This is a genomic window from Butyrivibrio sp. AE3004 (genome assembly GCF_000703165.1).
In the GTDB taxonomy this organism is placed as follows: domain Bacteria; phylum Bacillota; class Clostridia; order Lachnospirales; family Lachnospiraceae; genus Butyrivibrio.
Genome location: NZ_JNLQ01000001.1, coordinates 414,875 through 430,542, shown reverse-complemented (window position 1 = coordinate 430,542; position 15,668 = coordinate 414,875). Strand labels below are relative to the sequence as shown.

Annotated in this window: 15 protein-coding genes; 3 read left to right on the top strand and 12 right to left on the bottom strand. The window is 40.6% G+C overall.

The annotated features are described in order from the left end of the window. Positions 1 to 115 precede the first annotated feature (115 nt). The 3 genes from BV60_RS0102190 to BV60_RS0102180 all read left to right on the top strand — a co-directional run bounded on the left by BV60_RS0102190 (position 116) and on the right by BV60_RS0102180 (position 1,787). The gene (locus BV60_RS0102190) at positions 116 to 454 is read left to right on the top strand and encodes a hypothetical protein (protein WP_029319178.1); all 339 of its coding nucleotides are present in this window, start codon (positions 116 to 118) and stop codon (positions 452 to 454) included. 568 nt (positions 455 to 1,022) lie between these two features. Then, positions 1,023 to 1,181, top strand: coding sequence for a hypothetical protein (locus BV60_RS22955; protein ID WP_156035911.1), 159 nt, complete (start codon positions 1,023 to 1,025; stop codon positions 1,179 to 1,181). 210 nt (positions 1,182 to 1,391) lie between these two features. Next, positions 1,392 to 1,787, top strand: coding sequence for a hypothetical protein (locus BV60_RS0102180; protein WP_197029491.1), 396 nt, complete (start codon positions 1,392 to 1,394; stop codon positions 1,785 to 1,787). Between the two features lie 313 nt (positions 1,788 to 2,100). Here BV60_RS0102180 and BV60_RS0102175 read toward each other — a convergent pair whose 3' ends face one another. The 12 genes from BV60_RS0102175 to BV60_RS0102120 form a co-directional block, all read right to left on the bottom strand. Further along, on the bottom strand, positions 2,101 to 2,304 hold the full coding sequence (locus BV60_RS0102175) for a hypothetical protein (RefSeq protein WP_029319176.1): 204 nt from the start codon (positions 2,302 to 2,304) through the stop codon (positions 2,101 to 2,103). Between the two features lie 97 nt (positions 2,305 to 2,401). After that, positions 2,402 to 3,025, bottom strand: coding sequence for an LD-carboxypeptidase (locus tag BV60_RS0102170; RefSeq protein ID WP_029319175.1), 624 nt, complete (start codon positions 3,023 to 3,025; stop codon positions 2,402 to 2,404). Between the two features lie 47 nt (positions 3,026 to 3,072). After that, the gene (locus BV60_RS23990) at positions 3,073 to 3,201 is read right to left on the bottom strand and encodes a hypothetical protein (RefSeq protein ID WP_255358075.1); all 129 of its coding nucleotides are present in this window, start codon (positions 3,199 to 3,201) and stop codon (positions 3,073 to 3,075) included. Between the two features lie 649 nt (positions 3,202 to 3,850). Further along, entirely contained in the window at positions 3,851 to 4,741 is an 891-nt protein-coding gene (locus BV60_RS0102160; RefSeq protein ID WP_029319173.1) for a hypothetical protein, read from the bottom strand. Next, positions 4,741 to 6,090, bottom strand: coding sequence for a zinc-ribbon domain-containing protein (locus BV60_RS0102155; protein WP_029319172.1), 1,350 nt, complete (start codon positions 6,088 to 6,090; stop codon positions 4,741 to 4,743). The genes BV60_RS0102160 and BV60_RS0102155 overlap by 1 nt, the downstream gene beginning before the upstream one ends. Positions 6,091 to 6,486: 396 nt before the next feature. After that, complete coding sequence (locus BV60_RS0102150) at positions 6,487 to 7,878, bottom strand: glycoside hydrolase family 3 protein (protein ID WP_197029490.1); 1,392 nt, start codon at positions 7,876 to 7,878, stop codon at positions 6,487 to 6,489. A gap of 7 nt (positions 7,879 to 7,885) precedes the next feature. Then, positions 7,886 to 8,014 (bottom strand): hypothetical protein, encoded by a 129-nt coding sequence (locus tag BV60_RS23985; RefSeq protein ID WP_255358074.1) that lies wholly within the window; start codon positions 8,012 to 8,014, stop codon positions 7,886 to 7,888. Between the two features lie 65 nt (positions 8,015 to 8,079). Then, a complete protein-coding gene (locus BV60_RS21545; RefSeq protein ID WP_051656450.1) occupies positions 8,080 to 10,005 on the bottom strand; it encodes a protein kinase domain-containing protein in 1,926 nt (641 codons plus the stop codon). A gap of 8 nt (positions 10,006 to 10,013) precedes the next feature. Beyond that, positions 10,014 to 11,840, bottom strand: a complete 1,827-nt coding sequence (locus tag BV60_RS21540; RefSeq protein WP_051656449.1) for a protein kinase domain-containing protein — start codon at positions 11,838 to 11,840, stop codon at positions 10,014 to 10,016. Positions 11,841 to 11,925: 85 nt separating this feature from the next. Continuing rightward, entirely contained in the window at positions 11,926 to 13,602 is a 1,677-nt protein-coding gene (locus BV60_RS0102130; protein WP_029319168.1) for an FHA domain-containing protein, read from the bottom strand. 36 nt (positions 13,603 to 13,638) lie between these two features. After that, complete coding sequence (locus BV60_RS0102125) at positions 13,639 to 14,385, bottom strand: PP2C family protein-serine/threonine phosphatase (protein ID WP_051656448.1); 747 nt, start codon at positions 14,383 to 14,385, stop codon at positions 13,639 to 13,641. Between the two features lie 8 nt (positions 14,386 to 14,393). Continuing rightward, entirely contained in the window at positions 14,394 to 15,665 is a 1,272-nt protein-coding gene (locus BV60_RS0102120) for an FHA domain-containing serine/threonine-protein kinase (protein WP_029319166.1), read from the bottom strand. Between the last annotated feature and the right edge of the window lie 3 nt (positions 15,666 to 15,668).

Genomic DNA, 15,668 nt, shown 5'->3' with positions numbered 1-15,668 from the left:
AGACATTTGTTGGACAGCATGTGATAAAAATATGACAGATTGAGTACTAATCTGTTTCTATATTAAACAGATAACAAAAGCAAAAGTTGCTAATATCTATTATGGGAGGATAATTATGAAGACCAGGATCATTTCTTTATTGCTATCAACAGCATTAACAGTATCAGTCATTGCAGGGTGCGGAAATACCGGTACAGGAGATACCACTGCAAATAACACCACTACAGAAACTACTGCAGACGCTGCAGAAAACGGTGAACAAGTAGCAGATAAAACTGAAAGCACCGAAAATACTGACAGCGCAGAAAATACTGACAATACAGACAACTCTGAATCTGTCGATGACCAGGCAAAAGCCACAGGCTCCGACGAAAAATCTTTACCAACTACTTTTGAAGAGTTAATAAGCTCTCTCCACGCTGGACAGTCCTACCGCTTATGCTCCTATCTGTGAAGGCGAAGACGCCACTTCTTGTAACAAGCTATATTTTTGATGATCTTGAAGGTCATATGGCTACTTACGAAGCTACTTATTTTTTATAAAAAGGGCGATTCCATTGAAAAAGTTACTACTGTTCAAAGCGGTGTTACAGCTTACCCTATCGCCTCTTGCAGATGACCAATAGGTCTTATCCCTTTCCATGCGCAATTCTGTAACAAAGGGATATGTAAGCAAAGAAAACCGGCAAATTTCGTTATTTACAGATGAGCAAATATTGATTATTTAAGCGCCGATGATGGAAATTATCATAACTATAAGGAAGGAACCGGCACGATATACCCTCAGATTTCTTCCTTATATGACGAGGGCTGAGTGAGGAATATCTTAATTCGAAAATATTGAGTTTTCGAAAAGGCAGGTGTATCAGGCCGATGGTACTCCAAACCTTTCAGGAGCTGTATACGCAGCGTATAACGAGGATGAGCAGTATACCGTTTTAAAACTACTATATATTTAATAGTGAAAACTTCAGGCTCTACAGAAACAAGCGACGGGCCATTTCCGGTATTCCCCTTCACCTATGGAGCTTAATGGTGATGGTATCGTATTCCACTTCGCATCAGCTGATGATACAACTGAAGCAAAATACAGCTGGGATAGCGGTGCCTATCCGATGATAACCTTTACCGGAGATAATAAACCGGAAACCGAAAAAATATATATTTCATGGCCTTGGTAACGAAGATTCCGAAACTTCGATGCTGCCAAATATTTATGACAACGACAACAACCTGTATATGCAGGTCAAAAGTTTTGACGGAGACATCCCTTACAGGCAACCTTTACCGCAAAGAAAGAATCAAGGCAGAATATGTTGATAATTGCTAAAAGAAAGCGACATCATCTACTCTATAAACGGAACACCCTTTACTGTAATTTCTTTTGGAAGATGTCAACAAAGAGATCCAATACGGAACTGATGAAGATTCAAAAAAGGACGTTATTGGCAGACACGATTTTGAATGGTTTCCTTGTAAAAAGCGCCGATGACGACTCATATTACGCTCTTGAGAAAGAAGAGTATGCCCTGGAATACAATGTTGTTAATATGTTGAACGAAGGTGATATAAGAAAACTTATTGAAGAAATGGTAACCCTTCAAGATCAAAGAAAATTGCGAAATAATCCTTCAAAAAATTTGTTAAAGATGGAGAAAACTTTAATCTTGAACAGGAATACCTTGTTGGAAGAGAATTCAAAGGTCCTGACTATCCCGAATGGTCAGAAGATGCTACTGAATTACTATCTAGCCAAAAGATATGTTTGCCGCAATCGGAGTAATTGACAATGAGCTGTTTACTATCGTTCAGGAATATGAACCTTAATAATTTTGTGTTCAGTTTTCCTTCTAAAACTTCATTAGGCAGTAAATGCCACTAAGCCCTCCCCTTGAGGGGGAGGGTGCCCCGTAGGGGGCAGGTGAGGCGGACTGTAATGCTTATTTTGAAGGTGCAACTGAATGTAAAATGGGATGATACCGATAGTGGCAGTTAAATTTGTGATAACTAGGCTAAAAGTAAAAATCAAACTATCCGCTATATAAGTAGTTGATGATCGAAGTTCTGCCTATATCCTGTGAAATGCATATATAGGGCAGTTTATTTTATGCCAAGTATTCTGCCTATATTCCCAATATTGTTGATATAGGCGGATTCAGCTGTAATAATCTTGAGGCTATTTTGTGTAACGCTAACCACGATACGCTTTAACTCATAGATACCGTAATTAAGCTGCATGCCGTAATTATTTACCTGCCCACAGGTAAGAGTAAACTCATCAGCACCAACTCTTGAATCTGGCACTCTCTCCCATAAGGAGCGGATAATTAATATCACCATGCCCTGCAGGAAAACCAAATTGCCACAGGGATATTAATATCTGACAGGAACTGCCTGGAAATCATGTCTGCAATTGATTCAAACTTCCCACCACGGTTTCTACCAAGGTAGTCCACCAGATCTTCCGGAAGTTCTGTCCATTCACCAAAAAACAATTGCCCGAAGCACCGTCGAGAACACCTGCATGCTTCAATATGGTAAGGTACCTATGTATATGCTGCAGATCCTCACCAATATCCTCAAAGAAAAGAATATATGGTTTTCCCGTCTTTGTGCAGTCATAAGCTGAATTTATCACAGCTGTAAAAGTGGACAGATTTCCTCCTATAAGTATCCCTTCTGCCTCTCCTTCCTTTCCCACTCCGGAGCCTGTACATGTATATGACGGCATTTTCCCTTTTAATATCTTTTCGTCAGCTTCCACGCAATCCTCAGGAAGGCCGTTAAATGTTCCGCTCATGCAGCCAAGTATTGACGGAAGGCCGTTATAAGTCCATGCAGAATGGTAAACTGTTATATCGCTGTAACCAATTATAAGCTTTTCTGATGAGCTGATAATATCCTTCGGCAGAGCATCTGCAACTTCAGAAGCACCATACCCTCCACGAACACAAAAGATTGCTTTTATATCCGGATCTTCAAGTGCCCATTCCAGGTCTTCCAGAATATCATCCATTGTACGCATATCATCACATACATGTTTTCCTTTCTATAGGTTCAAATCCCCAGTCCTTAAGCCCTTTTTATGGTTGAATCTGTCTGCTCCCTGCTTGGAAGTGAAGAAGGAGATATTACAGCTATTTTATCTCCCTCCGATAAAAACATATTACTATGATTTCCGGTGTATTCCTTGTACTCCACCTGTGTTTTTGTATCTTCGCCTTCCGTTATAAATTTTTCCTCTATTGGACTTTTGGGCTGCGTTTGCTTTGAACAGGAAACCACTGCAAGAACCAGCGCACAGATAGGTATCAGTACAAAACCTCTTTTAGTTTTTCCTTAACATTACAAATCCCCTTTCGCTGTAGCATTCACACTATCTTACCTCACGGCATTATAGCAGCGGTATCTGCTTCGTGAAACAACCTATCTATATCTTCTTCCAAATAATTACCTTTCTTTGAAATCTGATAACGGATTCTATCATCCGGAAATGCCTTCCTCACGCATAGATACAATGAAATCTATAGTTGCATTGTCCATAACTTCTCTAGTTACTTGTTTAGTTACCTCATCCGTAAGTTCTATATCATGCAGCCTTTGTCTATCTCATTCTTTCATAAAAATCTTGGTTACCTCCCGCATTTTTCTTAACGGAATTGATTATATCATCCAACTTTCCCACTACTCCATGAAGCTTTTCAGGTTTCTCACCTGTTTAGTTCCGCTCCATTTGGACTATAACTTTGTACATCGACTATCAATATATTTTTTTAGTGAATAACAATTCTTAATCACGCCATGCTCTGCATTGTTGAACGGAACCAGACTAATCTATTCCATTATCATATCAATTTGAAAGAATTCCCATTATTTCATCAACACTAACAGCGGACTCATAGTAATCCCTAAACATCTCTGACTCCCAAAGTAATGGATTATTGTCTAATACTTGGCCATCTATGTCACATGCCTTTATACCTTGTATTACATCTGAACTATCACTTTCATTTTTCAAACGCACCCAACAATCATTCCAATTAGCATCTGCATATGCTTCGTCATAATTATTACCTACAGGATATGGGTACCAGACATTCTCTGTATCATCTATTCTTCCATTGCCATTTTCATCTATATATGAAGCTGATAGCCATGTTACCCATTTAAAATCATTTTGCTCAATGCTAATTATATACTCACAAGGATGCCCCACCGAACTATGACCATCCAGCATCATATTCCCCTTATTAATATAACCTACTCCTTCAATCCCACCATTTAATGATGGTAATTGCAAATCAATTAATTCGTTCCTCTCTGAAATTGAATAAATGACTTTCTCCCCCATAGGCAGCCCAACAAATAATTCCGGAACACCATCATCATTTATATATATCAGAGAATAACAGTGCCACTCGAAAGGAATGTTTTCGTTTTCACTATAATAATCCGCCCAACTCTTTTCATTTTCCTCCACAATTTGTTTATAATTTTTCTTCCATCCCATCTGTTCATAGCGCATCTGCAAATCATCTGAATCCAATTTGCCATCGTCGTCATCAGAAATCTCTATCTCATATATTTTTGAACTATCCTCGTTCTCTGAAGACAAATCGCTAATATCTTCATCAACAGGAACTGATTCTACACTCTCAGAAACTGCTTTTTTACTACATCCGGCAGTAAGACATAAGAAAAACATGCTATATGCAAATATTATTGACGCCCATATTTTCATTATCTAAGTTCTCCCGAGTACTTTACATATGCATCCGAATATCCTGATGCCCTAACCCTTTTCAAAAGTTCATTAGCATCAGACTCATATAAACATTTTCCAGCAGCCACACAATAATATGTATCCGAATTTAGATTGTCCCATTTAGAAGAAACCACAATGCAGGAGTCAAAACCAATAGATAGCAGCTCATTCATAACCACTTGTGCTTTTTCAATATCATTGAATGCAGCAACATAGACACCATAAAAAGGAAAATCTTCACCAGTAGACAATGATAATTCATTCGATGATTCAGAATATATTTTTATGGGTAAAATGTTATCAGCGCTATACTCCTCTAGATAATACGCTCCAGGAACTAGTTCATCTGGTTCTGTGTATGAAACATCCTCTCCCTTTTCAATCTTTTCATTTAAATCCTCATTTAGCAGCTCCTCATATTCAAGCATCTCACCTTTTAGCACAGCTCTGGTGATACCTCCATATCCCATATGTCCAAAACATAAAAGCACACCATTTTCTCCCGGATCTGATTCAAGATAGGTATGCCCGAGTGGAAGACTGTTCTCTACCACTTTTAATGCTCCATCCCTATATGTATACACTACGCCGTGATATGACGCCTCATCATGTCCATATCTGATAAAGAGCTCGGGAATGCCATCCTTGTCTATATCATATAAACAATAGCCATCAATGGTTTCCATGTTGTACTCGTAGTCATCAGGTGCCCCCGCAAGATATTTCTGATATTCATTCTCAATTATGCTAATGTAACTGATTTTAAACTCTGAACTATCATTACTGCTAACAAGTTCCTGCTCCACGGCTACACCTTTACCGAAATCTTCTGACTTGCTTTCATCCTCACTCTGTTTGGAAGTAGACTGTTCTACCGGTGCTGCATCGGCATCATTTTCATTCACAACAGAATTCTCTGTTACTACAGAATCCTTTATATTCCCATCTGCCATAGAATCCTTAATGTTTTCTTCTGTCATAAGAGCAGTATCATCCTGCGTCAGCACTGCCTTATTTGCATTTCTCCTGCTCCCACTTACTATCACTGCCAAAATAAGGGCTATTAACAGGGCAGTACCTATTCCTATGGCTATTATCATTTTTGATTGAATCTGATTCTGAACCCTTTGAGAACCTTGCATAGAATTTAAGTCGGGTATAGGATTTGTTCCCATACCGGCAGAGTATTGTCCCATTTGAGTGTTAGCCGTTTTTTCATCAGATGCATTTGGCCACACCCGAGTTTTAGGCTTTAGCTCTTTTCCGCACTTAGTACAAAATTTTGAATTGTCACTGATTTCTTTTCCGCAGTAAATACATTGCATATTTTTCTATCCTTTCTGAGGATATACCTACTATTTCTGTATCATCTGCACATTCACATCCACCCGTCATAAGACACCGCCAATTTTGGCTTCGCTTGAGTATTGCCAGAAATTTATTTCATAGGGTGTCTGCGGAAGTTCTTAAATAGTCTGTTCATAAAATACCATCTGAATTCTTAAGATAATCTCCGCTATGCTCAACAATCAAGATCATACTCTATCAACGAAACGCAACTATCAACCGTCGAAATATATTCATTGCCATATACATCTATTTATTTGAATGCATCTCTGGTGAATAATCCTTTTACTGTCATGCTTTTTTCATTATTGTAAGACAATGGTTCTTCATCAGATGATGGTTCACTATTAGATAAATCACCAACGTCTGAAGACTTATTTTTTTTCGGAAAACTTCACCCTGAGAATCCTCAGTACCGACTCGTCAATCCTCTTCTCTGTGATTCTTCCATCCATAACTGCGGTAAGAACAGCCTTATAAGACGAGTTCAGATCACCACCCATCAAGAGCATGTCACAGCCCGCCTCCAATGCAAGCACTGATGACTCCCCTGCTGTATAATGATCACTTATTGCACCCATCCCCAAAGAATCAGTAATTATGATTCCTTCATATCCCATCTCTTTTCTGAGTAGATCTGTCACAATTTCAGAACTGAGAGTAGATGGCGTATTGTTTCCTAATACTTCAGGAAGTGATATATGCGCAACCATCACAAAATCAGCATATCCGTTTATGCCAGCAGAGAATGGGATTAGCTCACACTCATCAAGTTCCTCCATGGTTTTATAAGAATAAGCATACCCTTCATGGGAATCCTCCTTAGTATCTCCATGTCCAGGAAAATGCTTGTAGCAGGAAAAAATACCCGCATCGTGCAAACCCTCGGCATAGGTTTTCGCCATAACCGATACCTCTTTCGGATCTGAACTGAAAGCCCTGTCACCTATTACAGTATTTTCCTTATTGGTAAGAATATCCGCATCCGGAGCAAAATCAGTATTAAATCCCAGATCAGCAAGGTAATTTCCGATATATGAAGCCGACTCCTTCACGCTTTCTGCACCACTAGCAGCTACTTCATACATTGTGTCTATTTTTTTTACTCCGAAAGCCGGATTACTTCCTACACGCAGAACCCTTCCACCTTCCTCATCGAGTCCTAGAAAAATTGGAATTCCAGTGCTTTTAGTCACATAATCCTGAGTATCATTCAGCATTTCTTTTGTCTGAACGGGATTCTTAAGATTCCCTGCCATATATATAAGTCCACCAACAGGAATTTCATCATATTTTTCCTTTGAAGTCTCTCCAAAAACAGTAACCTCCTGATAGCCAGTCAACCCCTCCGGGGTTACAAAAAAAAGCTGTGCAACCTTCTGTTTTAAGGACATAGACGCAAGTACTTCTTCAGGATTCCTGGTGTAGGATATATCTAATCCATTATCGCTTTCATCAATGATTTCTAAAGACTTATCTTCATCTCGTTTCTCAAATGAAGCCACATCATCGTTGTCTAAACTATCTTCAGCTACAACACTATCAACTTCTGGTAATGACGTACCACTAACGGTAACATCTTCAGCTTCCACTCTGCTATCACCATCATCCACGCTCTCATCAAGTTCACTTCCAACAGGTTCGAATAAGGCATCCTTACTTAAATCATTATTATCTGGCACTTCCGCACAACCTGACAATAAAAGTGTAGTAATACAAAGCATACAGATACATATCTGCCAAAACCGAAACTTTTCAATTTCCATTACTCTATTATTGTTTAATCTCAAGAAATTTCTCCCAATTTTGCGTAACCTTTGACGGATTGGAAAATCCACAAATTATATACTCATCAACACCATATGAATTTGAACCAAAATCTTCCATAGATATCTTATTCATGCTGTTGGAGCAGATTCTATTAATCATTCCCCTTTTTGGATGAGTTTACCTTTGATCACAGCCTCTCAATCATCATATTCACAAATATATCCAATCCTTCCTGAATACGATGGTACAATCTCGAGTACATCGGAAGGAATATCATTTAGAAAATAATTGAAAGTATTGTTTTCCTTACCCTTGATACGAATCAAGTCTATATACTGCTCGATATAAACATTGCCATTGCTATCGGTTGATCCAAAGCCTGGTTCACCACTCAGCCACATATTCTGATAAATCGGGTTCCCATTATCACCATTCAGAATATCCCTCCCCATCTTGTTATCCTGTTTTATCCAGTGATATTCGAGAGCTTTCTGGCCGTCATTCTCATTGGAATCACGCCTTGCTCCAATATAGTAGAGAAGCTCGTCGCGGTTTTCTCTCTTTATCTGATCGATGATATAATTGTACTCCTCTATGGAATTGATATTTACCAGATATCCACCTTTGCTGACACATTCATAATATGCCTCAACCCATGACATATCCTGACAGACTATCTCATATCTGTGTATTGCCAATTCCATCTTTTTCTCTTCTTCCTGTGCTTTCTTTTCCTTTTCCTCTTCCTCTTTCTGCCTATCCAGTTCTTCCTGAGCAATGGCTTCTTCTTTTTCTTCTGTCAAAACATCTACAGCCTCGGTAATCACATCTTCTGCTACAGCATCCGCTTCGCCACCTGGGACGCCCCCTTCAAATTGCTCCGATACACCTCTGGAATCTCCTTCAGCTTCCATATAAGACATATCCTGAGTTTCAGCAGGAGTCCTCGACCCTGACATATTCACCACAAGGATTACTCCAAGAATCACAATAGCTGCAGCCAAAGCACCTATAATTGCCACATATAGCAGTTTCTTATTTTTGCTATTATCTGTAGATGGTAAAGGAGATGCTGCATAAGCAGGAGAAGTACCTGCACCAGCCTCCGGAACGTATGATGTTGATTCATTTACGACAGTATTTACTGTATTTATGCTGTATAACTTAGCCTCGAGCTCACCCATGGTCTTGATGCGTTTTTCAGCAAATACCTCCAGTCCTTCCATAAGGGCAGCTTCTTGTGATGAACTGATCTGTATTCCATAAGAAGATGGCTTTTTGATATCATCCTGCCTCATTCTCTCCATTGATTCCGGTGGTTTTTCACCGGTAATACAGCGATAGATGGTTGCGCATAGCGCATAGACATCCGTCCAAGGTCCCTGCTTTCCCCTTGATCTGTACTGTTCCTCCGGGGCGAATCCGGGCTTTAGAAGAACTGACATACTCCTCTCATCACCTGCGCTAAAATCCCTTGCAGCTCCAAAATCAATGAGCTTAACAGCACCATCATCCTGAATCATAATATTATCTGGGCTGATATCTCTGTGAACTATCTGAGCCTCGTGAACCCGTGCAAGTGACTGGATTACAGGCAGCATCATAGAGAGTGTCTCCTGCACATGAATTCTCCCACCTCTGTTCTTTAGGTAGTTTTTCAGTGTCTCACCCTCAACATATTCCATTACAATATATGCAGTATTATTCTCCTGGAAAAAATCCCTGACATGAACAATGCCAGGAAGATTTGAAAACTTTGCAAGGCTTCTCGCCTCTCTTACAAAACTGTCCTTCCACTTCTCAAACTGAGAGTTGTCTTTGGATGCGTAATTAGTGACAGCACTGGTAACAGCAGATTCTCTGGTAACAAATCCGTTCGGATAGAATTCTTTGATAGCTATACGTATCTCAAGATTCAGATCAAGTCCTATATAAGTTATTCCAAAGCCACCTTCGCCAATTACATTTCCTACAAGATATTTTCCCTGTAAAATAGTAAAAGGCTTTAGAGCGTGTGTGGATTCTTTTTCACCTGATTCACGATTATGGCCGCAATTGCTGCAGAAGGTGTCATCCTTCCCCATTTCGCGCATACAGTTTGGACAGATATTGCTGATATCCATAAAATAACCTACTTTCTGCTACTCTCTACTTCCTTGATCATATTTCTGTTAGCTTTCTCATAATCATTGAAAATATATTCCTGCATCGAGTCAAATTCCTCCGGTGTGTACTCAGGTCTGTACCAGGATTTTGAATTAAAATATTCCTGTAGATCTTCGCTGTTAAACGTCCTGCCATGTCTGGCATAGATTTCGTTCCTCGCAAGGCGCAGTTCCTCATCTGTCATAGACTCAAATAAAGACTTGGGATAAATCCTTGAATCTGCCTCATACAGAATATACTCATCCTCAATGGAGCTGATTTCCTCTGCTGCTTCATCGCTTTCATCATAGAACTCATCGGATACTTCTTCTGTTTCAGTGGCAACTTCTTCAGTTACTTCCGAGTTCTGCTGGGCTACTTCTTCAGTTACAGGATTATCTTCCTGCATCACCTCAGCGGTTGCTTTATCAGTTTCTTCAGCAGCTTCTTCTGATACTACATCATCTGATGTTTCTACAGTCTGCTCCTTAACCGGCTCCGCCTGCATATCAGAATAATCGGGGGCATTATCACGGCTTGCATAGTTCATATCGTCGCTGTCTGAACCGGAACCGTTTTTCATATTACTGAAAACAATAAATCCGATAAGTGCAACTATAGCTACACCAAGTGCAGCTATAACGCCTATCAGGACACCATTACTGCCTTTTATTCCATTCGCCGGTTTTACGGAAGATTCATAGTTCTGCATATTATTCCCAGACAAGGGACGCATAACCGAATCATCACCGTACTGCGTATTTGCAGAATTATTGAATGCCACTTCACTCCGGGCATCCGGAATGGTTCCCAATTCATTTCCGGATGCTGAATATGATGTCCTACCATACATTTTTGCTTCCAACTCTCCCATGGACTGTATTCGATTCTCCGCAAAGACTTCAAGCCCCGCCATAAGCGCAGCTTCCTGCGAAGCGCTTATCCGAATTCCATAGGAAGATGGCTTTCTAATCGTATCCGCACGCATCCTCTCCATGGATTCCGGAGGTTTCTCTCCCGTAATACATCTGTAGATTGTTGCACAAAGAGCATATACATCAGTCCAGGGCCCCTGATTGCCCTTAGATCTGTACTGCTCCTCAGGAGCAAATCCGGGTTTTAATAAAACAGACAAACTCTTCTCGTCTGCTCCTCCGAAGTCTCTTGCAGCTCCGAAATCTATAAGCCGGATATTACCGTGGTCATCAACCATAATATTATCCGGACTGATATCCCTGTGGATTATATGCGCCTCATGCACTCTGGCAAGCGATTGTATCACCGGCAGCATCATAGACATCGTCGCATCCACAGACATCTTTCCACCGCATTTTTTCAGATGTTCCTTCAGAGTCTCTCCGGAGATGAAATCCATGGTGATATATGCAGTATTATTTTCCTGAAAATAGTCCCTGACATGTACTATTCCGGGAAGATCAGAAAACTTGGCAAGACTTCTAGCTTCACGAACAAAGCTGTCTTTCCATTTTTCATACTGGCTGTGATCAGCGGTTGTATAATTGGTAACGGTACTCCTGATATCAGCCTCTCTGGTAACAAATCCGTTCGGGTAGAATTCTTTTATAGCTATCCTGATCTCAAGATTTAAGTCAAAGCCGATATAGCTTATACCAAAGCCGCCCTCACCCAATACATTTCCGACAAGGTATTTACCCTGGAGGATAGTGAAAGGCTTTAGTACATGCGGTGACCTTGCCTCTTCAGAGCCTTTCTGATAGCCACAGTACTGGCAGAATTTATCCCCCGGTTTTAATTCTCTCATGCAGTTGGGACACAGATTTTGTATATCCATATATCCCCTTATCCGACAACACACTCCACTCTACCCAAATAGGTAACGCATTGTGTTTATCTTTTAAAACAATCAGATTTGCTGATTACCAGGTTACTCTGTACTCATAGGAACCCAGGATCAACGTATCTCCACTCACAAGTGCAAATTCGCCTGTTATCGGTACGCCATTTACAAATGTACCATTTGTTGTTCCTTCATCCTTTATGTAAACACGGTTATTCTTCACGAACATAGTGCAATGAAGTCCTGAAAGAGCAGAATCATTTGTGATCGCAAGTTTAGATTTGGATGCACTTCGTCCTATCGTATACTTGTCGCTCATATCGAATTTCAGTATACCGTTATCACCTACTTCCTTACCCATCCTGGTAAGAGTGATGTGATAAACCTTGCCTGCCGGCTTAGTGTCAAACCCCACAGTAGGAGTAGCATGAGAATCCTCAAACGGCATGGTCACTCCATTTAAATCCGAAACGCCTCCCGTAACTCCTATATCATCTACTCCACCAATTGTATTTCCGAGGTTATTGTCTCCACCTTTATTATCGGTCTGATACTCGGTCGCACTATCTCTCGTCTTAAGAAAGATAATAACTCCAATTAATATGATAAGAATAATTATGGCAGCAAGAACGATATAAAAGAGTATAGGTTTCATCCCAAAGATGAGTTTCTCTTCAGGCTCCACCACCATATGCGCAACAGGCTCTACCACCTGCTCCTCAACTATCTCCGGTTCAGGTTCAGGTTCGGGTTCAGGCTCGGGCTCGGGTGCCAACTCTTCCTGGATCTCTTTGATTCTCTTGACATCACTCTCCGCAACATTTATTACATCCTCTGCATTTCCCTCTGCTGTCTTGACTGTAATCTTTAGTTCATGAGCCTTTTCCGTTGTATCCAGTTCTCTTATATCCTCTGTAAAAACTAATGAATTATTTAGTTTATTAACAATCTGTTCTCCTATTAGAGCAAGATCTGATCCTGCGAAATCTGGGGTATAATAGTGTACTCCACCCGAAGAAATCCTCGCAAAACTTCCCAGAATCTTGGCCATCTCCTGATCACCTTTTTTGTCCTTATTTTTAGGCATTGCGACAGTAAATACAGGTATATGACTGTCGGTAACTGCCTTTGTTGCTTCTTCCCTGGTTATGCCCGTTGCCTGATCATCAGCACCATCCGAGAAAATGACAAGGCATCTTTTTACTCCAACAGCATCTATGGTTTTTAGTTCCTTAATTTCTTCCACTATGGCGTAGTAAAGATTGGTATCCTCCCTAGTAACACTAATTCCGGATACCTTATCAGAAATCTCAAGAGCATCTGTCAGATAATCCGACCTTATGATGTCATTGCCCATGGCGGTAATAGTAATATTATCCTCAGGTCTTTTGGCTGACGCGATATGTTTTATGATTTCTTTAGCAGTATCAATCCTGTCCTGACTCATAGATCCCGATACATCTATGAGACATTTATATGTGACCTTCACAGGACTGTCAGAAAACTTCTGGATATTTGGTGTACTGAGTTCCTTGGAACCGAACATCACCTTGGTATTGTCACCGGATACCCAAGAAGAATCGCTCTGATTCTGATTGACATATATTTTTATCTCTTCATCACTCACAGTGTATCTGTCGATATGAATTTCAGGTACCGATTCATTTTCAGCGGCATGGACCTCTGTATTCGAAAAAAACAGAAGCATACACAATACACTTAGCCAGATAATGTTTTTTCTCAAAGTTTTCTTCATCTTACACTCACCACCTTTATTATTTTTAGGTAAAAATCAGGCACTATATATAACAGCAACAGCTGAATTGTTGTCACATCCTTCTTTTGCATTCTGCTCATGTATCAGCAGCATACGCTTAATCCAGTCCTCTGCAGATTCTGCGACCTTCAGGGTCTTTTGCATATCTTCTTCCAACACATATTCCCAAAATCCGTCACTGCATAACAGGAATGCATGCTCAGCTCCCGCAAGCTCCACTATGGGCGAGACATCAATACTTATTGTCCCCTCCCTGCCAAGAGCCTTCAGTAGTCTGTTCCTGTCGACATGTCCCCGAATCTCTTCCTGAGTTATTTCTCCGCGAAGAACTGCCATCTGAGATACGCTGTGGTCAAAAGTGCAAAATTCAAGTTTTCTATTCACAAAATGATATAATCTAGAATCCCCTATATGTGCCCACATGGCGGTCTTAGGATCCATTACCATGACGACGAGAGTAGTTTTCATCTCACATTCTCTCATCTGCATACCCATAACCTTCTGATTAGCCTTTTGGAACCAGATATTAAATTCCTCCGGTTCCTTAATGCTATACCTTTTGAAATCATCACTGATTGAATCAACCGCTGCCTGTGACGCTGCTTTTCCGCCTCCGTGTCCTCCGAGTCCATCAGCTACAGCCACCAGAATACTACTTGCATCGTCATCGAAAATTCCTGCCGTATCTTCGTTCTCATCTCTTCCGCCCTTACTTGTATACCCAAAGATAGTCAGCTTTTTCTTTCTTTTTTTTTCAAACATCTAGTCCCTCATCTGTCTTCAAACCGGAAACTGTTATCCTGTCCGAAGCTGAAAATACTTCCGTTTTCAAGCTTTTCTGGCACACCTGCCATAAGCCTCACTCCGTTTAAAAAAGTTCCATAAGTTGATCCGCAGTCCAACAGCATGCAATCTGCTCCACCATTAGTTACCATTATCTGGCAGTGTATTCTGCTCACTCCTGCTGAGCTCTTGGGAAAAAGAAGATTACAGCTCGGATCACGTCCAAATACCAAATCCGAATCTATATTGATTATCTGCCCAACATAAATCCCCGATGCACAGACAATTCTTTTGGCTCCGTTCTTAAACGATATGGATCTTCCTAAAAATCTGTCTGCAAATCCCGAAAAGAAATTCGCCGAGGATGTGAAACCAGCGTCACCCACTGATTCCAACGCATTTCTGAATTCATACATCGTCCCGAATCTCTGATACTCAGATAGAGACATAGCCTTCATAATAGCTCTGTTCACATTCATGGGTGCATCAGATCCCATGTTTTCAGGAGGTATCAATGTATCATTTCTTACACGATCCAAAGATTCTGGAGGCATTACTCCGGTAAGACATATGTAAATTGTAGACCCCATTGCATATACGTCCGTCCACGGTCCCTGACCTGCCTTGGAGGAATACTGTTCGGGAGGTGCGTATCCCTTTTTAATTATTACTGTGAGTTCACTATTGTTCGAAAAGAACCTGGCTGTTCCGAAATCTATGAGCTTGGGACTGCCATCTGCACACACGAAGATATTGTCAGGGCTGATATCTCTATGAACAACTCCGTCCTGATGTATAACAGCCAGAGCATCCATGATAGGCAAAATGATGTTTTTGAGTCCCTGCCAGGAAAGCCTTCCTCCATGCTGCAAAAGCACATGCTTCAAATCACTTCCCGTCAGATATTCCATCACATAGTATGCGGTATAGTTTTCCTCGAACAGGCTGAAAATTGTCAGTATATATGGATTCCTGTAATGATAAATAATCCTTGCTTCCTGAAGGAATTTATCCATACCGTTTTTATAGAAATCGTGCGGCCCACGCACATCTACAGCGACTGTTCCCGGTACTCTGGTAACACCCCCATTGGGATAATACTCCTTTATGGCAACACTTCGGTTTTCCTTTAAGTCCATTCCCCTGTAAGTTATGCCAAAGCCGCCGAAACCTATAACATTCTGTACAAGATATCTTCCGTGGATTATAGTCTCATAAGGCAGAGCAAAAGGAGGTTCCTGGATTCTGGTTTCGTCCATATA